Annotated in this window: 24 protein-coding genes; 11 read left to right on the forward strand and 13 right to left on the reverse strand. The window is 59.1% G+C overall.

The window, feature by feature from the left end; genetic code table 11:
* Positions 1–95: 95 nt before the first annotated feature.
* The 3 genes from AB4N84_RS15025 to cysZ all read right to left on the reverse strand — a co-directional run bounded on the left by AB4N84_RS15025 (position 96) and on the right by cysZ (position 2611).
* Entirely contained in the window at positions 96–1262 is a 1167-nt protein-coding gene (locus AB4N84_RS15025) for a glycosyltransferase family 4 protein (protein WP_460046911.1), read from the reverse strand.
* 110 nt (positions 1263–1372) lie between these two features.
* Positions 1373–1855: a hypothetical protein gene (locus AB4N84_RS15030; protein ID WP_460042053.1), complete on the reverse strand. Its 483-nt coding sequence runs from the start codon at positions 1853–1855 to the stop codon at positions 1373–1375.
* Positions 1856–2611, reverse strand: a complete 756-nt coding sequence (gene cysZ, locus AB4N84_RS15035; RefSeq protein ID WP_460042054.1) for a sulfate transporter CysZ — start codon at positions 2609–2611, stop codon at positions 1856–1858.
* A gap of 261 nt (positions 2612–2872) precedes the next feature.
* Here cysZ and AB4N84_RS15040 point away from each other — a divergent pair, with 261 nt between their 5' ends.
* Together AB4N84_RS15040 and trxB are read left to right on the forward strand one after the other, a co-directional pair.
* Positions 2873–3472, forward strand: a complete 600-nt coding sequence (locus AB4N84_RS15040; protein ID WP_074753598.1) for a peroxiredoxin — start codon at positions 2873–2875, stop codon at positions 3470–3472.
* A 176-nt stretch (positions 3473–3648) separates the two neighbouring features.
* Positions 3649–4611, forward strand: coding sequence for a thioredoxin-disulfide reductase (gene trxB / locus AB4N84_RS15045; RefSeq protein WP_460042055.1), 963 nt, complete (start codon positions 3649–3651; stop codon positions 4609–4611).
* Positions 4612–4795: 184 nt separating this feature from the next.
* On the opposite strand, the gene AB4N84_RS15050 is transcribed toward trxB, so the two are convergent.
* From AB4N84_RS15050 to AB4N84_RS15075, 6 genes are all read right to left on the reverse strand, one after another.
* Positions 4796–5137 (reverse strand): HopJ type III effector protein, encoded by a 342-nt coding sequence (locus AB4N84_RS15050; protein ID WP_460042056.1) that lies wholly within the window; start codon positions 5135–5137, stop codon positions 4796–4798.
* Positions 5130–5426, reverse strand: coding sequence for a DUF1244 domain-containing protein (locus tag AB4N84_RS15055; RefSeq protein ID WP_460042057.1), 297 nt, complete (start codon positions 5424–5426; stop codon positions 5130–5132). Before AB4N84_RS15055 ends, AB4N84_RS15050 begins: the two co-directional genes overlap by 8 nt.
* A 217-nt stretch (positions 5427–5643) precedes the next feature.
* Positions 5644–6015 (reverse strand): dihydroneopterin triphosphate 2'-epimerase, encoded by a 372-nt coding sequence (gene folX, locus AB4N84_RS15060; RefSeq protein ID WP_074753602.1) that lies wholly within the window; start codon positions 6013–6015, stop codon positions 5644–5646.
* A gap of 4 nt (positions 6016–6019) precedes the next feature.
* Entirely contained in the window at positions 6020–6580 is a 561-nt protein-coding gene (gene folE / locus AB4N84_RS15065; RefSeq protein ID WP_460042058.1) for a GTP cyclohydrolase I FolE, read from the reverse strand.
* Between the two features lie 21 nt (positions 6581–6601).
* Positions 6602–7312 (reverse strand): dihydromonapterin reductase, encoded by a 711-nt coding sequence (gene folM / locus AB4N84_RS15070; protein WP_460042059.1) that lies wholly within the window; start codon positions 7310–7312, stop codon positions 6602–6604.
* Positions 7313–7759: 447 nt separating this feature from the next.
* Positions 7760–8329, reverse strand: a complete 570-nt coding sequence (locus tag AB4N84_RS15075) for an antibiotic biosynthesis monooxygenase (RefSeq protein ID WP_074753605.1) — start codon at positions 8327–8329, stop codon at positions 7760–7762.
* Positions 8330–8548: 219 nt separating this feature from the next.
* On the opposite strand from AB4N84_RS15075, the gene AB4N84_RS15080 reads away from it, so the two are divergent.
* Positions 8549–9496, forward strand: coding sequence for a MerR family transcriptional regulator (locus AB4N84_RS15080; protein ID WP_074753606.1), 948 nt, complete (start codon positions 8549–8551; stop codon positions 9494–9496).
* Between the two features lie 79 nt (positions 9497–9575).
* Here the strand turns inward: AB4N84_RS15080 and AB4N84_RS15085 are convergent, their stop codons facing one another.
* Together AB4N84_RS15085 and AB4N84_RS15090 are read right to left on the reverse strand one after the other, a co-directional pair.
* The gene (locus AB4N84_RS15085; protein ID WP_074753607.1) at positions 9576–10181 is read right to left on the reverse strand and encodes a hypothetical protein; all 606 of its coding nucleotides are present in this window, start codon (positions 10179–10181) and stop codon (positions 9576–9578) included.
* Between the two features lie 82 nt (positions 10182–10263).
* Entirely contained in the window at positions 10264–10710 is a 447-nt protein-coding gene (locus AB4N84_RS15090) for a PAS domain-containing protein (protein ID WP_074753608.1), read from the reverse strand.
* Positions 10711–10808: 98 nt separating this feature from the next.
* Here AB4N84_RS15090 and AB4N84_RS15095 point away from each other — a divergent pair, with 98 nt between their 5' ends.
* Complete coding sequence (locus AB4N84_RS15095; protein WP_074753609.1) at positions 10809–11264, forward strand: flavodoxin; 456 nt, start codon at positions 10809–10811, stop codon at positions 11262–11264.
* Between the two features lie 3 nt (positions 11265–11267).
* Here the strand turns inward: AB4N84_RS15095 and AB4N84_RS15100 are convergent, their stop codons facing one another.
* Positions 11268–12140: a LysR family transcriptional regulator gene (locus AB4N84_RS15100; protein ID WP_074753610.1), complete on the reverse strand. Its 873-nt coding sequence runs from the start codon at positions 12138–12140 to the stop codon at positions 11268–11270.
* Positions 12141–12281: 141 nt separating this feature from the next.
* Here AB4N84_RS15100 and AB4N84_RS15105 point away from each other — a divergent pair, with 141 nt between their 5' ends.
* The 7 genes from AB4N84_RS15105 (at position 12282) to AB4N84_RS15135 (ending at position 20734) form a co-directional block, all read left to right on the forward strand.
* Positions 12282–12668 (forward strand): CidA/LrgA family protein, encoded by a 387-nt coding sequence (locus AB4N84_RS15105; RefSeq protein ID WP_460042060.1) that lies wholly within the window; start codon positions 12282–12284, stop codon positions 12666–12668.
* A complete protein-coding gene (locus AB4N84_RS15110) occupies positions 12665–13351 on the forward strand; it encodes an LrgB family protein (RefSeq protein ID WP_460042061.1) in 687 nt (228 codons plus the stop codon). Before AB4N84_RS15105 ends, AB4N84_RS15110 begins: the two co-directional genes overlap by 4 nt.
* A 177-nt stretch (positions 13352–13528) precedes the next feature.
* Entirely contained in the window at positions 13529–14290 is a 762-nt protein-coding gene (locus AB4N84_RS15115) for a class II aldolase/adducin family protein (protein WP_460047031.1), read from the forward strand.
* Positions 14290–15264: an alpha/beta fold hydrolase gene (locus AB4N84_RS15120; RefSeq protein ID WP_460042062.1), complete on the forward strand. Its 975-nt coding sequence runs from the start codon at positions 14290–14292 to the stop codon at positions 15262–15264. The genes AB4N84_RS15115 and AB4N84_RS15120 overlap by 1 nt, the downstream gene beginning before the upstream one ends.
* A 126-nt stretch (positions 15265–15390) precedes the next feature.
* A complete protein-coding gene (locus AB4N84_RS15125; protein ID WP_460042063.1) occupies positions 15391–16302 on the forward strand; it encodes an SDR family oxidoreductase in 912 nt (303 codons plus the stop codon).
* 189 nt (positions 16303–16491) lie between these two features.
* Positions 16492–17016, forward strand: coding sequence for a hypothetical protein (locus tag AB4N84_RS15130; protein ID WP_460042064.1), 525 nt, complete (start codon positions 16492–16494; stop codon positions 17014–17016).
* A gap of 265 nt (positions 17017–17281) precedes the next feature.
* A complete protein-coding gene (locus AB4N84_RS15135) occupies positions 17282–20734 on the forward strand; it encodes a dermonecrotic toxin domain-containing protein (protein WP_460042065.1) in 3453 nt (1150 codons plus the stop codon).
* Here AB4N84_RS15135 and AB4N84_RS15140 read toward each other — a convergent pair.
* Positions 20731–21534: a SirB1 family protein gene (locus AB4N84_RS15140; RefSeq protein WP_460042066.1), complete on the reverse strand. Its 804-nt coding sequence runs from the start codon at positions 21532–21534 to the stop codon at positions 20731–20733. The two genes, AB4N84_RS15135 and AB4N84_RS15140, sit on opposite strands and share 4 nt — an antisense overlap.
* Between the last annotated feature and the right edge of the window lie 85 nt (positions 21535–21619).

Below are 21619 nucleotides of genomic sequence, written 5' to 3' on the forward strand. Positions count from 1 at the left end.
GGAGAAGCCTGGCCGCCGCTTGCTGAATAATCCCGCTGGCCTGGCAGAATGAATACCCTGTGGGAGTGAGCAAACTCACCCCCACAGGTGCGATGTCACACCCCTAATACCACTCCGTCGCCCGTCTCGCTGGCAGCGCGCAAATAGCTCTCGAACGATTCGATGATCCCGGCCCAACCCTGACGGCTGGCGTGTTGCCGGGCGTTCAAACGAACGCGCCGCAGGTTCTCGTCGTCTTCGAGCATCCAGCGCGCAGCGTCGATAAAGCCTTCTTCATCGCCGGACATCGCGACGGCGCCGTTGTGCCCGTGCCGAATATGCTGCGCCGCTGCGGCTTCGTCGTAGGCGACGACACCCAGCCCGGACGCCAAGGCCTCCAGGACCACGTTGCCGAATGTCTCGGTCATGCTCGGAAACAAAAACAGATCGCCCGATGCGTAATGGGTCGCCAGGGCCTCGCCGCGCTGTGTGCCACAGAAGATGGCGTCAGGCAGTTGCTCCTGCAGGGTGGCGCGCACCGGGCCGTCGCCGACGATCACCAGCCTGAGTCTTTTCTCGGGGTAGGCGCTCGCCAGGCTGTCGAACGTAGCCTTGAGCACACCGAGGTTTTTCTCCGGCGCCAGACGCCCCACATGCAGCACCGCCGTGTCGCCAGACTCCAGGCCCCAGCTTTCACGCAGGAAGGCTGAACGCCTGGATGGGTGAAACAACTGACAATCCACCCCGCGAGACAACAAGGCCAAGCGCTCGAAGCCGCGCCGTTCCAGCTCGGTTTTCTGGCTGACACTGGGCACCAGCGTGGCAGTCGAGCGGTTGTGGAACCAGCGCAGGTAGGAGGTCAAGAGGCGGGTGATAAACCCCAGCCCGTATTGGCGTGTGTATTGCTGAAAATTCGTGTGGAAGCCGCTGACGATCGCAATGCGAAGCCGTCGCGCCGCACGCAACGCCGAAAGCCCCAACGGCCCTTCGGTGGCGATGTACAGCACATCCGGACGACTGCGCTGCCAGCGACGCAGCAGCTTGTGCATCGACGACTGACCCCACTGCAACCCCGGATACCCCGGAATCGGCCAGCCGCGACACAGCATCAGATCATCCCCGTTCCCCCGGGATTCGTCGTCGTTCTGCCGCGGCCGAATCACCTCCACCCGATGCCCGCGCAGCCGCAACCCGTCGCACAACCTGCTCAGCGTATTGGCAACGCCGTTGATCTCGGGTGCGTAGGTTTCGGTGATCAGGGTGATGTGCAGGGATTTACTCATGACACCCAGTTTCAGAGGCCGGCGTTGCGCTTGTATGGCGGTTGAGTGATGGATTTGTGACTGTTGAACAATGGCTGTGAGTATCTGCTGCAAAGGGCGCGAGGTGGGCCTCATCCCCCAGCGACAAATGGCACGAGCCGTGAGCTTCCGACCTTCTCTAGCGCGGCCGAGGCGGGCACATAACCAGTCTGAACCGGATTCAGGCTGACGAGATCGAGGTGAGAGCGGGGCTTCACGAGTCTCGACAGTGTGCCGGGCTCGCTCGGGAGCGTTTTTGACGTGGCTGTTTCAACGGCCTCGGCGAGCGCTTGCATGAACTGGGGAGCGTTGGGTTCTGGCTTGGGCTTCTGGGTCAGCAAGGCCGAGGCCGGCAGAGGGAGCTTGGCGGAGGTGGCGTTTATACGGTTCGTTTCCATGGTGATAACACTCCTGATGTCGAGCGCGGTGCCGCGCTTGAAGAGGGAGGTCCATGGTTGAACAGGTGGTGCGTGCGACGTAGGGAAGAGTTGAGTAGGAAACGTCCTGATTTTGTTGTTGGTACGCTGGCAGTCGCCCAATAAAAAGGCCTCAAACGAGGCCTTTTCCACATTCACTTATCGAACCCGCTCCACCTGCGTCTCCGCCCCACGCTCCCGCACCCAGAACAACGTCGCCCCGGCCACCGCCGCCGGCATCATCAGGATGTTGACCACCGGAATCAGCAGCACCAGGTACACGATCCCGCCAAAGCTCATGCTCTGCCAGCGTTTGGCGCGTAGCCAGGCGAGCATGTCTTGCCAGCTCATTTTGTGGTTGTCGGCCGGGTAGTCGATGTACTGAATCGCCATCATCCAGACGCCGAACAGCAGCCAGAGCGGCGCGGCGATGATGTTGACCACGGGTATCCAGGACAGGATGAACAGGCCGATGGCGCGCGGCAGGAAGTAGCCGAGCTTGCGCATTTCGCGGCTCAGGGTGCGCGGGACCATTTCGATCAGTTCGCCCCAGCTGAACGCCGGAAAATCATCGGTGCCCCGCAGGACGACTTCAACCTTTTCCGAAAGAAAGCCGTTGAACGGTGCGGCGATGATGTTGGCGATCATGGTGAAGGTGAAAAACACCATCAGCACCACAAGCACCACGAACAGAGGCCAGAGAATGTAATTAAGGAAGCTCAGCCAACTGGGCAGCGTGGGCATGAACGAATCGACCCACATACTGAACTCGTGGCCCGCAAAATAAATCAGGGCGCTGAACAGCACCAGATTGATCGTCAGCGGTAGAAGTACGAACAAACGCAGGCCGGGACTGAGGACCAGTTTCAGGCCTTCGCGCAGGTATTGCGGGCCGGACAGGGCGGGTGCGGGCATGTGATCCTCCAATCGTTGAAAACGCGCCGACCTTACCGGCTTTGCGTGGGCGGCGGAAGCCGGATGAGCGTCGTGACATTCGCCGAAACAATCTGGCGACGGTAAAGTCTATCGACACGCGAGACGAAACGGTTTGTCGGAATAGGTACGGTCTATGAGCTGGATTGTGAAACGATATTTCCTTAATCTTCGCCGCCCCGATAAGCTTGCGGGCAACTTTTAGACCTATTCCCATTCACTTTGAACCTCGAAGGAGTCTCAATGAGCGTTCTGGTAAACAAACAAGCCCCTGACTTCACCGCAGCGGCAGTCCTGGGTGACGGTTCGATCGTCGACAGCTTCCAGCTGTCCTCTTTGCGTGGCAAATACGTCGTGCTGTTCTTCTGGCCTCTGGACTTCACGTTCGTGTGCCCATCGGAAATCATCGCGCACGACAACCGTATCGCTAAATTCCGCGACCTGGGCGTTGAAGTGGTAGGCGTTTCCGTCGACTCGCACTTCACCCACGCTGCATGGCGCAACACCCCGGTTGAAAAGGGCGGCATTGGCCCGGTCCAGTTCACCATGGTCGCTGACATCAAGCACGAGATCACTCGCGCATACGGTATCGAACACGAAGACGGCGTTGCGCTGCGCGGTTCGTTCCTGATCGACCAGGCGGGTGTGGTTCAGCATCAAGTGGTGAATAACCTGCCGCTGGGTCGCGACGTGGACGACATGGTGCGTCTGGTCGAAGCACTGCAGTTCACCGAGCAGCACGGCGAAGTCTGCCCGGCTGGCTGGCGTCCAGGCCAGAAAGGCATGAAGGCTGACGCTTCGGGCGTGGCCGATTACCTGGCTGAAAACGCCAAGAGCTTGTAATGAAGCGCTTGTAATACCGTCGCTGCGACTTCGGTCGCAGCTTCCAGATTTTCAGGATTGGCGAGTCAACCTTCCCCAAGCGCGCTCGCGGGTCCTTTTTAATTCAGCCGGTGCGCCGGTCCAGATTTCAGTAACTCCGACCACACGTAACGATGGCCGGTCGATAGGAGTGTGTCATGTCTGATCTACGTCATTCCCGAGTGATTATTCTCGGCTCCGGCCCTGCCGGTTACAGCGCTGCGGTCTATGCAGCACGCGCCAACCTCAAGCCTCTGCTGATTACCGGCATGCAGGCGGGTGGTCAGCTGACCACCACCACCGAAGTCGACAACTGGCCGGGCGATCCCCATGGCCTGACCGGCCCGGTATTGATGGAGCGGATGCGCGAGCACGCCGAGCGTTTCGAAACCGAAATCGTCTTCGACCACATCAACTCCGTGGATCTGGCCGGCAAGCCATTCACCCTCAAGGGCGACAGCGGCACCTACACGTGCGACGCGCTGATCATCGCCACGGGCGCCAGCGCTCGCTACCTGGGTCTGCCGTCCGAAGAGGCGTTCATGGGCAAAGGTGTTTCGGCCTGTGCGACGTGCGACGGTTTCTTCTACCGCAACAAGCCAGTGGCAGTGGTCGGTGGTGGCAACACGGCCGTTGAAGAGGCGCTGTACCTGGCCAACATCGCGAGCAAAGTGACTCTGGTTCACCGTCGCGAGACCTTCCGTGCCGAGAAGATCCTGATCGACAAGCTGCACGCACGTGTCGCCGAAGGCAAGATCGAGCTCAAGCTGAACGCGACACTGGACGAAGTGCTGGGTGACAACATGGGCGTCACCGGTGCGCGTCTGAAGAACAACGATGGCAGCACATCGGAGCTGAAAGTCGACGGCGTCTTCATCGCTATTGGCCACACCCCGAACACTTCGCTGTTCGACGGTCAGCTGGCGCTGAAAGACGGCTACATGGTGGTTCAGGGCGGTCGCGAAGGCAATGCGACGGCCACCAGCGTTGACGGTGTGTTCGCGGCGGGTGACGTGGCTGACCACGTTTATCGTCAGGCAATCACCTCGGCTGGCGCCGGCTGCATGGCGGCACTGGACGTCGAGCGTTACCTGGACGGTCTGGCGAACGCCTCGTTCTGATTGCACGCTCCAACAAAAAACCGGCTCATTGAGCCGGTTTTTTTGTGCCTGTTGATCGCGTTCATTGTAGGAGCGCGCTTGCCCGCGAACCGATTTTTCCAGCGCCACATGCGAAGCGGATACACCTCATCGCGGGCAAGCGCGCTCCTACAGTTGAGCGGTGAAACACACGTCTGCGTTCGGCTCAGGCCTTGCGCGTGAGCGGCTGTTCGCTGAACTTGACGCCAGCCAGGCCATGGGCGATCAGCGCACGGATATTGCCGTGGTCGCTGCCGTTTGGGGTGGCGACGACCGAGCGATAATGCTCGCCGAAGGCCAGCAGGGCTTCGTCGTCGCTTAAACCTTCCAGCACAGCCAGACCCAGCGTCTTGCACGAGCCTTCGTTCTGGCCTGCGGCGTTTTCCACCGGGCCGTTACTGAACGCCTGCGGCTGGTAGTCGTAGTGCGCAGCAACGAACGCCAGGGTGTCGGCGAATACGTGCTCGCCACTGTTCAGGCTGGCGCGCAGGGCGTTCAGGTCAGTCATGTTTCTTTTCCTTGGCAAACGCGGCCTGCTGGTCGGCGCTGGCTTCTTTCTGATAAAGGGATTTCCACTCGCTGTACGGCATGCCGTAGACCACTTCGCGGGCGTCGTCGAGGGTGATCTCGATCTGCTTTTCGTCGGCGGCGGCTTTGTACCACTTGGACAGGCAGTTGCGGCAGAAACCGGACAGGTTCATCAGGTCGATGTTCTGCACATCCTTGCGGCTGTCCAGGTGCGCGACCAGACGACGGAAGGCGGCGGCTTCGAGTTCGAGGCGTTGTTGCTCGGTCATGACGGGCTCTGTGTGAAGAAATGATGGGGCGGATGATAAGAGTGCCAGGCGGGGCGGGCAACGGTGTCCGTCGAACGGATGCATGACCTGTGGGAGCGAATTCATTCGCGATGCGGTTGCACATCCGATACCTGTGTTGGATGTGCCTGCCTATCGCGAATGAATTCGCTCCCACAATGGAACATGTCCCGCAGCGGAACGTGCTCCATTGTCGGAATCAGCGTTCAGCCGCCAAGGTAATGGACACCGACTCCGCAAAGCGCAGGGCATGGGGCTTGTCGACTTCCACTTCGGCGTATTGCACCGGTTCGTGGCTCATCACAAGGTCCAGCACTTCCTGCGTCAGCCGCTCAAGCAAGGCAAAGCGGTTGTTTTCGACGTGCTGGATGATCGCTTTGGTGATGGTGCGGTAATTCAGGGCGTGATCGATGTCGTTGTCGCGGACCGCTTCCTGAGCCGCATACAGAATCGTCAGGTTGATCAGCACGTCCTGCTTGTTGAGGATTTCGTCTTCGTTGATACCGATGTAGGTGCGCAGGCACAGGTCTTTGACCCGGATGCGTGCGGTGCCTGGTTCGAGTCTTGCCATGGGACTACTTGCTCCGTCCGATCAGTTGCAGGAATTCCATGCGTGTCGTGGTCGATTCGCGGAACGCGCCGAGCATCACCGACGTGTTCATGGTCGAGTTCTGCTTCTCCACGCCGCGCATCATCATGCACATGTGTTGGGCTTCGATCACCACTGCCACACCGGCAGCGCTGGTCACGCCCTGGATGGCATCGGCGATCTGGCGGGTCAGGTTTTCCTGAATCTGCAGGCGACGCGCGAACATGTCTACGATGCGCGCGATCTTCGACAGCCCCAGCACCTTGCCCGTCGGGATGTACGATACGTGGGCCTTGCCGATGAAGGGCAGCAGGTGGTGTTCGCACAGCGAATACAGTTCGATGTCTTTGACGATCACCATCTCGTCGTTGTCGGACGCGAAGAGCGCGCCGTTGACGATTTCTTCCAGCGTCTGGTCGTAGCCGTGACACAGGTATTGCATGGCCTTGGCCGCGCGCTTGGGGGTGTCCAGCAGACCTTCGCGCTCCGGGTCTTCGCCCAGGCCGACAAGGATTTCACGGTAGTGTTGTGGCAGTGACAAGGTCATCAAAGGGTTCCTCGGGGCGGCTTACTTGACGTGCCGTCCACCGTTTACGGTCAGTGTGGTGCCGGTGACGTATGGGTTGTCCATCAGGTAGCGCAGGCTCTGATAGATCACGTCCGGACCGGGTTCGATGCCCAATGCCGATTTGGCCAGGGTGTTAGTGCGGTACGCCGCATCGTCGTCTGGTTTGAACATCAGCATGGCAGGGGCGATGCCGTTGACCTTGATGTCTGGCGCGTATCGGGCCGCGAACGACAGGGTCAGGTTGTCCATGCCCGCTTTGCTGGCGCAGTAGGCGATGTGCTTGCTGCTGCCTTTGCGCGTGACATCGTCACCGATGTGAATAATGTCTGCCGTCGTCGAGCGCCGCAGCAGTTCGGCGCAATGCAGGTTGATCAGGTACGGGGCAAGCATGTGCACGTTGAACATGCGCATGAACACGTCGCCTTCGTCGCCTTGTGTTTCGGCCAGCCATTCTGAGGCGTTGTGAACGATCGCGCGCAGACGGTCGGTAGTGTCCTTGAGCTGCGCGATGAACGTCATCACGCTTTCTTGCGAGGAAAAATCAGCCTGAATCGCCATGGCGCCCTTGTCTCTGAGCAACTGCACGCCGGGCCGCTCGGTGCGGTAGCTGACAATTACCGGATAACCGTCGTCCAGCAACCGTTCGGCGCAATGCAGGCCGATGCGCTGGCTGGCACCAGTGATCAGGACAGGGGCAAGAGAGGAAGCCATGGCAGCTCACGCGTTGATCAGGGAGAAGAAAACCGGGAGGTTGCGGGCGTGCCGATATCTGAAGCGCTGGCGGCAATTGGTTTCATTGCGCCATCAGAGGTCGACCGCCTGTGGCAAAGTTAACCCAATGGTCAGTGCTGTACAACTATGAGGCAAGAGGGGGGCGTTTGGCTGTTGCAGATCGGAGCGGTGGGGCAGTCAACGTTGCAGCGTCTTGTCAGGCGCATTCCAGGCCAAGCGCGCTCGGCCTGCGGCCCGAATCAAAAGCCAGCCATCCGCCGCGCTCCTACGCCCTGCGGGCAGAATCAAAACCTCCAGAAGAGGCTGTACATGTAGCGTGAGGAAGACAGTTGCTACAGCGTAGGGCGCGGGCCGGGACCGGTGCGATTCGCGTTTCGTCTGCCATTCGTTATGAGCGCGCGCTTGCTTGAGAATGCGCGCTGTCCATCATCGGGTCGACGCGGATTCGGCGGGTGGCGCGGCAGCAGGTGTGCTGCTGTTTAACCAGCCGGACAACAAGTGCGTGGAGAGTGGAATGAACCAGAACACCATCAACGGCGTGAGCATCAAGGTGCTGATCATGATGCGCGGCAGCAAATCGAACTGTGCAAGCAGCGGACCCAGTACGTAGTTGAAGATCAGCGACACCGGGAAGAACGCAAGCCAGATGGCCACGGCCTGTTTCCAGCGAGGAGGACGCTGGCCGACGGTGCCGAACCAGCCGTCCATACCACGCACGCGGTGTACGGAATTTTTTGCGAACAAACCGCTGCCGCGCACCAACCAGGAGCGTCGGGAGGCGGAGTGCTCCCAGGCGTGCATGGTGGCTTCATCGGCGAAGCGGAAAATGATCTGGAATTCGTCGTCTCCCGGAGGCGGTGCGAGCACACCTGAACCCAGGTAGCCGGGGAAATCGGTAGCGAGTTGTTCGCCTTCATGCAGCCAGGCAATCAATTCCTGATAGCGGCCATGGGCGACGCGACGGGCAACCATCAGCGTGACGGGTGAGGTAGACATTGTGTATCTCCGATAAACGAGTGAGGTTCCCGGGTAGGGAAATCACATGGCGTGACGCCGGGGTGATGGCGTCGCGTCAGCTTCGTTGAGAAAAGCAAGCAAGGATTATTCCTGAATCCCTGTATAAAGCCAGAAGTCTTTGGCCCTCCAGGCCCCTCATACGCCCAACGGCAGGCGTACAATCAGCACCTCATTCGATTTCGCGACAGGCTTTTCCCGATGTCTCATGTGCTCCCCGTTTCCTCGGTCGACGAAGGCCATCAGCAAGCGTTGTTTCCTATCCGTGAGGTTTCACGGCTGACCGGCGTCAACCCGGTCACGCTGCGGGCGTGGGAACGTCGTTATGGGCTGATCGTGCCTACGCGCACAGAAAGCGGTCACCGCCTTTATTCCGCAGCGGATATTGAAACCGTGCGCAGCATCAGGGGCTGGATCGACCGTGGCGTGGCCGTGGGCAAGGTCGGCAAGATTCTGGCCGGCACCCGCGACCTTGACGGCAGCATGCGCGGCCTTCACAGCGTCATCGACAGCGCCGAGCAGGAAGCGTGGCAGGCGCAACTGCGTCAGGCGGTCAACGACTTTGACGAGCGCCGTCTGGATCAGCTCTATGGGCAGATTTTTTCAACGTATCCGCTGCCGGTGGTTTTCGAGGATGTGGTCATGCCGGTCTGGCGTGAATTCGCCCTGCGCCACGACACCTTCGGACAGACCAGCGAGTGGTTGTTCCTGGACAGTTTTCTGCGGGCGCGAACCCTTCAGCGCGTGCAGCTGACGCGGAGCTCGGCGCAACAGCGCGTCTTGCTGGCCGCTATGCCGCAAGGATGTCGCGAGCTTGAGTTGTGGGTCGCTGGTTTGCTGATGACCACGCCTCAGCTGGCGGTCAGTGTGCTCGCGCCCGGGCAGCCGCTGGAAGAATTGAGTCTGGTCTGCGGGAAAATGAAACCCGACGCACTGGTGCTGTTCTCCACTCAGGTGTCGGCGAGCGATGCGCCCAAGCGGTTGATACGGCTGGGGCTGGGTCTTGAGTGCCCATTGCTGGTGGCAGGTGAAATGGCCGACGTCATTCAGGACAGCCTGGCGGGGTCCGCGATTGGGTGTCTGGGCAGCGACGGACTGTTGATGCAGCGCCGCTTGCAGCAGTTTCTGGCGGGACGGATGGACACTTAGGGGCTATCGCGAGCGTGAGCTGCAGGTGAGGGCGCCGCAGCTCTGCCGTGCAGCGTGAGACTGGCAGCGTGTCGCGGCGTTACAGGTGCATCGAAGGATGAATCTTGCGGTGTTCCTGCAGGATGTACTGACGCAGACGCTCGGTGTCTTCTTTGCTGTTCTGACTCAGGCGGTAGGCGGCAAGGCCTTGTTCGGTCAGGCGTTCGAATGTGCCGCGCAATGCGATGGGCGCAAGACCTGTCGGTGTGAACCAGGCAGAGAAGTACTTCGGTGGTTTGGTCTGCTTGCGGATTTCCAGCAAGATGCCCTTGAACGAAATTTCGTGCACCCACAGCGCGGTCAGTGACCCTTTTTCGGTCTCGAGGGCAACGGGCTCTGGCAGGGCAAGACGCCAAGGGCGAATACGCGGGCCTTCTTCGAAGATGCTGGGGGCACCCAGTTCCAGATGCAGCGCGTGGAATTCGTCTTCGACCAGGTGCAGCGGGAAGGTCATCTGTTGATTGTCGAACTGAGCTTGAATAGTGACTTGCTCGTGCGCGGCCAGACGCGTCAGCAGATCCTGGATCTGAACGCCTCCGTTAACCACCAGGCTGCGGGATTTGTCGCGCAGGTTCAGCTTGGGGTTGTGCTGCATGTTCTGGATGAAGTCCAGTTCATCCTGCGTGAGGATCGTGTCGCGCTGCATGGTCAAGCTCGATTAACCGGTTATTGAAAAAGCAGACAGTAAATTCGATTGTTGGTTGCTGCCGTTCGTCAGTTTCAGGATGTTACCGCTTCAACGCAGCCAGTTCAGTGCGAGCTTGCGCCAGTTCGGCCTGCAATTCGACAACTTTTTGTTGCATCAGCACCTGCTCGGTCACGTCCTTCTGGATGCCTATGTAATACATGAGTTTTTCGGCCTCATTGAAGACCGGGGTGATCGACAGCTCATTCCAGAACGACGTGCCGTCCTTACGATAGTTGCGCAGAACCTGACGGCAGGGCTGGCACTTCTTCAGCGCTTCGCGAATCGCTCGGCGTGCCAGTTGATCGCGGTCATCGCCCTGCAATAGGCGACAGTCTTGATAAAGGATGTCTTCGGCGCTGAACCCCGTCAGCTCCTCGAAGGCCTTATTGGCGTAGATGACGATGTTATCGTCACCCTCATGCTCGGCAATGACGATGCCGTCGTTTGACGCATCGACCACCAACTGCATCAGTTTTGCGCTGATCATGGGTCGCTCCCTGGGGCATCAAAAAGCCGGCATTCTAAGACATTGCGCCCTTCTGGGGCATAATGCTGCACGATTTTACTCAGTCACAGGATCAGAGAATGAAAGTCGCCATTGTTTCGGGCTCGGTGTACGGCTCGGCCGAAGAAGTTGCCCGACACGCCCAGCAGATTATCAAGGACGCCGGCCACGAGGTCTTGTTCAATCCGCGCGTCAGTCTGGCGGATCTGCAAGCCTTCGCCCCCGAGGCCTTTCTGGCTGTCACCTCGACGACCGGCCTGGGTGAGTTGCCGGACAACCTTCAGCCGCTTTACTCGCAGATCCGTGACGTATTGCCCGCTGCATGGCGCGGATTGCCGGGCGGCGTCATTGCCCTGGGCGACGCCAGTTATGGCGATACCTTCTGTGGCGGCGGCGAGCAGATGCGAGAGCTGTTCATGGAGCTTGGAGTGCGTGAAGTGCAGGACATGTTGCGTCTGGACGCCAGCGAAACCGTAAACCCTGAAGGCGACGCCGAACCCTGGCTGGCTGACTTCGTGAGCAAGCTCGGCGCCTGACATCTACTGCCTTAGCAGCGCCAGCCAGGCCTGGGCGGCTTTGGACAGATAAGCGCCTTCACGCCAGATGAAAGCGATGTCCCAGCGAAGTTGGGTCGGTGCCTTTAACGTGACATGCACGACGCCTGGCCTGACCAGCGCCTTGGCGACTACCTGAGGCAACAGCACCACGCCTTGACCCGCCGCGACCAGTGCAGCAAGGAAATCGGCCTGTCCGCTACGCCCACCTTCTTTGGGGGTGAAGCCGACCTGCTGGCAAGCCTGCAACAACCGGTCATTGAGCACGAAGCTGCGCTGATACAGCAGAAACGGCGTGTCGGCCAGTTGGCTCAGTTCGACTTCTTTCAGGTGAGCCAGCGGATGGTCGGCAGGGAGCAGCGCATCCAGCGGCTCGTCGCAGAAAGGCTGGGACGCAAACGCGGGATCATCCGGTGTAAGGCTTGCGCCCAACTCGAGTTCGCCCGTCATCACGGCCTGTTCGATGGCGCGGCTGCCGCCTTCAAGCAGGTGAATGGTGACGTTTGGATACAGCCGACGGTATTCGGCAAACGCCTTGGCAAACAAAGTGTCGCTGCCCAGCATGGGCAATCCCAAATGCAATTCGCCGCGCGCCAGGTTGCTCAAATCGTCCAGCTCGCGCAGCAAGCCATTGCGCAGCATGAGCATTTCCTCTGCCCGGTGATGCACGACCTTGCCCGCAGCCGTGAGGGTGACCTGTGAACCGTGCCGATCCAGCAGCGTCACGCCCAGGCTTTCCTCCAGTTGAGCCACCTGTTTGCTCACTGCCGACTGGCTGATGAACAACGTCCGTGCCGCCTGGGTGAAGCCGCCCTCGCGCACGACTTCGACGAAACTGCGCAGCTGTTTGAATTCCATGCAATCGAGCGCCTGCTTCTAGTGGATATGGCGCGAGTATGGCGAATTTGATTCCGTTCTGGAATAGTTAGAAGTCTTACAATTCGTTTTTGGGATGGTAGACGAATCGATAGACTGCAGTCCTCAGAGGACTGAAAGACCATGAAACGTTTAGCTCGTCTCGCCCGCATCACGGCCGAACTCACTGCCTTGTTGGCGGTTTATCAGGTTGGCTGCGAGATCGCGTCCTGGCTGGACTGGCCGATCCCGGGTGGCGTGATCGGACTGGCTTTATTGCTGCTGACCTTCGCTACAGGCCTTGTGAAACCCTCAACGCTGCAAACCGGTGCAGGCCTGCTGCTCGCCGAGATGCTGCTGTTCTTCATTCCGCCGCTGATGAGTCTGCTGGACTACGGAACCCTGGTGCGCACTGAGGGCTGGCGCATCATGCTGGTGATCGGTTTCAGCACGTTGATGGTGATGGTGGTCACGGCGTTCACCGTCGAAATGGTCTGTCGTCTCAGAGATCGCTCGGAGGGCAAGGCATGACATTCGAGCCGATGCCGATCTTCTGGCTGCTGATCACGGTCCTGGCCTACGTTTCCAGCCGTTGGCTGTACCGCCGCACAGGGCGGTATCTGCTGTCGCCACTGATTCTGGTGCCCACCGTGCTGCTGGCGATTGCTTTGCCCCTGCACACCGCGTACGCCGAATATTCCACCAACACCCATTGGCTGATGCTGGTCCTCGGTCCGGTCACCGTGGCGTTTGCCATCCCCATCTGGCAGCAGCGCGCGTTGCTGGCGCGCCATTGGCCTGCGCTGTTGATCGGCATGCTCGCGGGCAGTGCGGCCTCGATTGCCAGCTCGTTCGGTCTGTCCAAAGTGTTTGCCCTGGACACCTCGGTGGCGATGTCGCTGGTGCCTCGTTCCATTACCACACCCTTCGCGATGCCGCTGGCCCATGACCTGGGCGGGGTTCCAGAGTTGACCGCCGTATTCGTGATGTGTACCGGCGTGTTCGGTGCCGCGCTGGGCGGCGTGTTGCTCAAATGGCTGCCATTGCGGACTGCGCTGGCCCGCGGCGCGCTGTTCGGCGTGGGGGCGCACGGCGCCGGTGTGAGCCGGGCGCGAGAAGTGGGCGGCGAAGAAGGTTCGGTGGCCGGACTGGTCATGGTGCTGACCGGATTGTTGAATCTGTTTGCAGCGCCGCTGTTGGTCTGGATGCTCTGAGAGTCTTGTTCCAGAGCCCTCAGAGCGGTGTTGACTCGCCGGGCCATTAAGGTGGCTGCCAAGGCAAGTACCGCGAAGCCAGCGGCTGTCTAGACTGCTGATCCATTAGAGCAGAATAACCGCCGAGGAACGCCGATCGTGAATGTCGCACAGGCCGTTGCCGATACCGTCAGCACCATCAATCCCACCGTCAAGGATCAGGTCAGCCCTGCTGAATGGCAGACCCGGGTCGATCTTGCGGCCTGTTATCGGCTGGTCGCCTTGCATGGCTGGGATGATCTGATTTTCACGCACATCTCGGCCAAGATTCCCGGCACTGAAGACTTCCTGATCAACCCTTACGGTTTGATGTTTCATGAGATCACTGCGTCGAGCCTCGTCAAGGTCGATCAGTCGGGCAAGAAACTCATGGACAGCCCTTACGACATCAACCCCGCCGGTTACACCATTCACAGTGCGGTGCATGAGGTTCGCCACGACGTGGCCTGCGTCATGCACACCCACACGGCCGCAGGGGTCGCCGTTTCGGCGCAGAAGCAGGGCGTGTTGCCGATCAGCCAACAGTCGCTGTTCGTGCTGGCAAGCCTGGCGTACCACGCGTACGAAGGCGTCGCGTTGAATCATGACGAGAAAGCGCGCCTGCAGGCGGATTTGGGGAACAGCAACTTTCTCATGCTCAATAACCACGGATTGCTGACCTGTGGTTTCAGCATTGCCGACACCTTCCTCATGATGTTCACCTTTCAGCGTGCCTGCGAAATCCAGGTGCTTGCCCAGGGCGGCGGGGCTGAATTGATCCCCATCGACGGGCAGATCCTCGCTGGCGCCAAAGCAATGATCGCCGGCGTGACCCGCAGCGCCGAGGGCATGGGCGGAGCATTGGCCTGGCCAGCCCTGTTGCGCAAACTCGACCAGTTGTCGCCGGGGTATTCGCAGTAATGAGGCCGGCGGAGATCCCTCTCAGCGTCTGGCGCACGCAGGGGCACGACTTCGTGTTTCGCGGGCAGACCATTCGTTATTGGGTAGCCGGGCAGGGCGAGCCGCTGTTATTGATTCACGGCTTTCCTACTGCCAGTTGGGACTGGAATTACCTGTGGCAGCCGTTGAGCCGTCAGTACCAGGTGATTGCCTGCGACATGCTGGGTTTCGGTGATTCGGCCAAACCCCGCGATCACGATTACAGCCTCGTGGAACAGGCCGACCTGCAGCAGGCGTTGCTGGATCACTTGCAGGTGCAGCAGCCGGTTCATGTTCTGGCCCATGACTACGGCGACAGCGTGGCCCAGGAGCTGCTGGCCAGGCACCGTGAAGGCAGCTTCGCGATGGCCAGCTGCGTGTTTCTCAACGGCGGCCTGTTCCCGGAAACCCATCGCGCGCTACTGGTGCAGAAGCTGTTGCTGAGTCCGGTGGGCTGGCTGGTGGGGCGGACCTTTGACCGCTGCAGCCTGGACCGCGACTTCAGCCGTATTTTCGGGCCGAACACGCGCCCCAGCGAAAGTGAACTGGATGATTTCTGGAGCCTGATTTCAAATAATCGCGGGCACCACATCCTGTACCGGCTGATCAGCTACATTCCCGAACGTCTTGTCCAGCGCGAGCGCTGGGTGCAGGCCATGCAGAGCAGTCAGGTGCCGATGCGCTTCATCAACGGCGCTACGGATCCGGTCTCCGGGGAGCACATGGTCGAGCGTTACCGCGAGCTGATTGCCGACCCGGACACCGTGACGATCCCTGATATCGGTCGTTACCCACACACCGAAGCGCCAGCGCTGGTGCTGCGTCATTACCAACGCTTTCGTGCCGACATTGCCGAGCGCAGGCCTTGCACCGTGCCGCCTCGCGCCGTCCAGAACAACAAAACCCCCGATCATCCCTTTGCGTTATCGAGCACCATTCAGAGTGCCTCGTGTTGATTGTGACCAGCGCATGACTGGTTGACACTCGATGACTGTTTCGCGCGTTCTTGACCCATCTGCCAAGCCAGAGCGCACCCGCAAGCCGGGCGCGGAGAACGAGCACCACCATCGGGGGAGAGCAACATGAGTGAATCCGTACGTTTCGAAGACAAAGTCGTGATCGTCACGGGCGCGGGCGGCGGGCTGGGACGCGCGCACGCGCTGTTGTTCGCTCGACACGGCGCCCGCGTTGTCGTCAACGACCTGGGCGGTTCGGCCCACGGAGAGGGTGCCAACGCCTCGGCGGCCGATCGGGTCGTGGGGGAAATTCGCGAACTGGGCGGTCAGGCCGTGGCCAACCATGATTCAGTCACCGATGGCGACAAGATCGTGCAAAACGCGCTGGATGCGTTTGGGCGAGTCGATGTCGTGGTCAACAATGCCGGCATCCTGCGCGACAAGAGCTTCGCGAAGATGGAAGACGCCGACTGGGACCTGGTTTACCGCGTTCACGTCGAGGGCGCTTACAAAGTGACCCGCGCCGCGTGGCCACACCTTCGGGAGCAAAACTACGGCCGCGTGATCTTCACGTCTTCTACGTCCGGCATCTATGGCAACTTCGGTCAGTCCAACTACGGCATGGCCAAGTTGGGGCTTTACGGCCTGACCCGCACGCTGGCCCTCGAAGGCCGTAAAAACAACATCCTGGTCAACGCCATCGCGCCCACCGGCGGCACGCGCATGACCGAAGGCCTGATTCCGGCCAGCGTCTTCGAGTTGCTCAAACCTGAACTGGTCAGCCCGCTGGTGGTGTACCTGGGCAGCGAGCAATGCCAGGACAGCGCCGGGCTCTACGAAGTCGGCGGCGGCTGGATGGGCAAAGTGCGTTGGGAGCGCAGCCTCGGCGCCGGTTTCGACCCGCGGGCAGGCTTCACCCCGGAGGACGTCGCGGCGCAATGGGGCGCCATCGGCGACTTCACCGACGCCGCCCACCCAGCGGACAACGTCGAGGCCTTGAAAGAGATGATGGCGAACTTGCAGACGTTTGGCGGCTGATTCATTTCTGTGTGGCTGAAAGCGGCCAGTTCGAGTGATCGATCTGGCCGTTTTTGTAGGAGGGTTGTTTCGCTATTTGTAGGATTGTTCTCTAAATAAGGCAATGATTCCGTCTTCGAGAACAACGGTTCAACTTGCCTGGCCCGCGCCCGACATCCCTGAAGACCACGTTTATCTTCGGGAGGCAGCATGATTGGTAATTTGAGCAAGGTGGATCAACGGCTGAAAACGTACTTCGCCGTTCCAGACAAACGCTTTGAGGTGAAGTCTGGGTTAAGTCCTCAGGAAGAAGCGGTGAAGCAGCGGGTGCGTCAGTATTGGGCGGACAAGAGCATCCCGGAATCCAAAAAGCTCGAAGGCCTGAACATCGATTTGAGCGGGTTTGATCCTCGGAAAACCAGTAACCGACAATTGTTGGAAGTCGGAACGTTGTTGGCAGAGCAAGGATTGATCGATACCGACCTTGTCCAGTCACTCTCCAGTTTGAATGCAAAGTTTGATGCGGCAGGGAAAAATATCACGATGGATACGGGATTGAACGCTTACGAATATTTAACGTCGCAGTTCAAACGATTGACGGACCCTGTCTATAACGGGAATGAAATAGCCGAGGGCGAGTTGATAGAGGTCAATGCATCCCTTTCTGTATTGATGGCACTCGAGAAGTACGGCAAGGCGCCCCGCGAAAGATCGTTGGTCAATATTCGTGTATGACGGCATGGAAAGCCTGCAGATTTTAGAGTGCCGTTCCTTGTTCTGATGATGCCAAGACCCGTTCTCTCAAATAAGCAGGGGAAACAGGTTCGCTTTCTAATTTTCCTACACGCCACATCGGTCATAAATTCTCGCGCGATACATAATTATTGATCGAACGTGGCGTCTCTACCGTTTCATGGGTGCTCATTTTCATTATTCGTCTGTTTTCCCGATCGGCTGGATGCCGGGAGGGGGACGAATAATCAACCTTGGAGCTACACCGATGAACGATTCAGCAACTACCTTGACCCCCTCCGAGGGGCGTCCCGAATACATGACGCAGCAACTGGCCAACCTGACCGAGGCCTGCGCGCAGTCCAGTGAGCTGTTGGCTCAAAACATGACCTTGCGGGAAGTCGCGTCGAACCTGCTTGCTGGCACTGTCAGGTCGACCGGTCTGAAGGTTTCCAGTGCAGATGCCATTTTCTTCAACCGCCTTGACAGCGATCAGCACATTGCCTCGATTGCGCTGCCTGATTTGCTCGTAGACGCCATGCGTCACGGTGATTCGGTGCTGGAGGATGTCGGTGCAGCATTCTTTACCCGACACGATTCGCTCGATGCTGAACATGCGCTTTCTCCCGGGCACAATCAGGACTTGAGAAAGGCCGTCGTGCATCTTTCAGGCACGCTGTCCGAGTCCTATCAAGCGCAGCTCGACGGGTTTTGGCAAAAACCTGTTCCGGCGTCTGACGGCCAGCAGCCCGTAGGGACGACGGTCGAGGCGCTGATACGTCAGCAGTGTTCGGCGCTGGACACCGAACTTGTGTTGTGTGGGTATTCGGCGATGGTCTCCACGCAGGAGCAGAAATGGCTGTCAGGCGTGATCGAGGGCAGTTCAACCGATGGTGTATTTGGTCTGACATGGACCATGGCCGACGGTACCCGGGTGAGGGTGCCTTCAGCCTACGTCGTGAGTGAGTCCATACAGGACGACGGGCAACCTGCAGGCGTGACTTTCCTGATCATGCCAGCGCGCGGTATAGAGCGTTTCGAATCCGTTGACAGGCTGCGAGAGGGCTTGAGCAGCAAGCTGGCCGGCCCACTGAAGGATGCCTTATTGATCAGGGACCTCGTGCAGTTTGGCGATCCGGGCGCTGTCGACCCATGCGCGTGGACATTCGAGGCCATGAACGATTCCCTCATCAACACTCATGTGCATGAGGTGCGGCATAAGCAGACCGAGGATTGCCGGTTTCTGCTGGCGCAGGGGCATGACGAAACCGACCGCCAAGTGTTCTATACGCAATTGGAGCGCGTACAAACCTGTGCTCATCTCGACGAGGCCATGGGGCAGAGCTTCAATTCATGGGTCGCAAAACTGAGCGAGATCGCAGAACCCCATTGGCGCAAGTATGGCGATGCCGGAGAGAAAGCGTATTTGATTCGTCTGGAGCAGGCTCACGCTGATCGTAGAAGGAAAGTGGACGAGCTGTTCGGTCACCTCCACTCCCTCGAAACATTCGCTCAAGCAGAGATGACGCAGTACATGCGCCACCATTTGGGCCGGGCTATCGATCCGAGTCAGGTCCGGATCAACGTTCACGACACTATCGAACTCAGGCTGGATGATTCACTGCACACCGTTTACGACTACTCGCTCCTGGAGTTCGCTGTCCAGGGGATGCCGATTGTCGCGTCAAGAATGAGATTTTCACCTGCGCCCGATCAGCTACACGCCGATTTTTCCGCTGCATTCGTCAAGGAAATGCTCGATCAGCTGAATCTTCACGCTCGCTATGAAAAAGCGCTGGAGCAGCGCATGAATGACGAAAACGTGTTGCATGCCATGACTCGCCATCGCGACAGCGCGATAGCCCTCAGCGCCCACGCTGCAAAGATGCAGGGGCATTTACAGCAAGACCGCAGTCATGATCTCGTTCACATGATCCGCGGTGACCTGACACCCGCGGGAACCGTTCACTGCGTTGGCAGCCTCCACCTGACTGCTACCGATTCACGCTTCAGGGACATGATTGTCATCGCGGAGCGCACGCAGACCGATGAGCATTTCGTGCTGTATGCCCCTGGCGGCCCCAACGGACGCGATTTCTTCGAGTTTCGTTCATGGCGCGAATTGAGCTTTCAAGTCGGAGGATGGCTGTCTGACGAGTCTGGCCGCACCTACCTCCATGATCAGTTGTTCGGCCCTTCCAAGTCCGAAGCGATTGCCTTCCTTAACGAGACTCAACTGACGCCTTCTCTTTGGGGTGCCGACAGTTGTCGGTTCGTGGGCAGTACGGGGCCGAACTTCGAAAGCAATCTGGCCGGCCTGGTCCGGCAAAAGGCGCTGAGCAGCTTTCCTTTTTTCAATGGGGAGGCACGATCGGTCGCCGACTTGCCATCGTCTGCCAATGCTTCGATTCTCGCGATGTTAAATGCCCGAATCACCGGGTTGAATAGCGTGTTCGCCAAGCTCAGTCCGAGTTTGATGCCGTTGCGTGATTATGTTCAGAAGGAGACGAGCAAGCTACTCAATGCGTATCTGCAAAGCGCCGGTTATGCGGGGCATGTCGACCCTGACACGTTGTACCTGGGGCTTGGCATTCCTTATACCGAAACGCCTGATTTCGGCGAAAGCAGTGATTTGCGATCGCTGACGGACCTGATGATGCATGGCAGCGACGACATCAAACGCTACAGTCCGCACATCCATCTGTACTCGTCGGTCGGACTGGACGTCACCCGTTTTCCATCGAAGCTGATCAGTTTCATGGATAAACAGATCCGGGAGGCGGATCTGGCGGCTCACTACATGAATCATCTGAACAGTGAGTTTCTGGAGCGCAAGAATCCGCTTCATCATCGTCGTAAAGCGTTGCTCGGGAAACGTATTCAGTACGAGATGACCCGGGGAGCATTGGTCATGTTTCACCAAGGTCATCTGACGTTGGCTCAATATACCTGGCTGTGCCAAACAATCGACGGACTTGCGGTGGGCGCGCCGGTCATCTCCTCAGTCGAGAATACGGCGGTGTCGGCATTCAGGATCGCCGGTCAGATTATTGAGGGCGTCTATATATTCAGGGATTTTAATAGCCAGGACCCGGCATACAACGTGTTGTATACGCCAGGTGCGCCAGATGGACTTGAATATCGACCGCTGTCTGACTTCGCCCAATTGTTGGGTTCCGAGAAGATGCGAACCTATTACGCTTCCCGTGTCTCACACGCCGGACAGAAGTTGATGGGTGAGTTCCTTGAGCGGTTCATCCGAGGCCGCAGGCACGAACCAGACGTCATCAAGATCCATAACCGGCCGGAATACCGGATAGCCAATGTCGATCAGCTCTACGGCGATATGTTCGAGCGCATGATTGCCGATGTGGACAGCCAGACGCAGAGCGTGGCGGAAAAACGAATGGCGCTGGCGTATACGATTATCAAATGGACGGGGACCATCGTATTTTTGCCCTTCCCTCAATTGAGTTTAGGATGGGGATTACTCAACACAACGCTGACGTTCATCCAGGCGTTTGACGCCTATGGCTCCGGCGACCGAGCCGCCGCGATCCCTTTGTTTATCGCGGGAGCGATGGGCATCGCTCTGGGGGGTGATGGTGTCAGGGCGCTGATTATGGGCGGGAATGGATTGGGCACCATCGTGGCAACCCGCGCGGGTGTCTGGGCCTGGAAAAAGCTCGATCTTGGTGCCGCCTATCGGCTGACGGCCTAATGAATGGCTTGACCCGACGGGAGTTGCACTAACCGCTGGGTCAACCGGATGCGCTGCACGGGATCGTCACTCAATAACAACGCATGCTCCAGGTCGAAGCGTTCGGCCTGCGGGCATTCGAGGTTCTGATACAGGCTGGCGCGGGCGAGGTAATCGCTGGCATTGCCTGGGCCCAGTTCCATGACCCGCGTGGCATCTTTGAGTGAGGACAGCAGATCGTCGTTGATCTGGTGCAAATGACGCAGGTTGCGGGATAGCCGTTGAAGCATCGCTTGAGGCGTTGCCGTGCGCATGTGTTCGGATTTGAGCGGCATGTCCGGTCCAAACTGGCGCAGCAATAATTCGCGGCAATCTTTGGGGTACAGCCTGCGGCCATCGCACGGGTCCAGCGTATGGTCGGCACCCGGTACGCGCAGCAGGAAATGCCCCGGAAAATTCACACCCTCCAGCGGAATTTCCATGCGTCTGGCCAGTTCCAGCGCAACCATCGCAAGGCCCAACGGTTGCCCGCGACGCCGTTCCACCACCTTGTGCAGCAACGCCACCTGAGGCTTGGGCTGGGCAACATCGTCCTGTTGAAAACCGATCGTCGCCATTTGCCGTAACAGAGGCTGGGCCAATTCTGCTGCCGGTAACAAAGGCAGCGAGGCACTGATCCGGCGCTGCAATTGAGCGATCAGTTCCTGTGTTGTTTGCGGGTCGACCGTGGCGTCGTGCTCGACCGATATCCACAGCGCTGCGTCGAACGTCGACGGGGGCGTACGCTGCAGGCAGTCGAGGCAGTGTTGGCGTGGATTCATCGACTTCTCCATCTGGATCAGGCGTCTGAAACAGTGTTCTGGATGCTCCGTTGTAGCCCTGGCGGCGACGTTCGTCCAGTGCCGA

This window comes from Pseudomonas sp. S2_H01 (assembly GCF_054668305.1).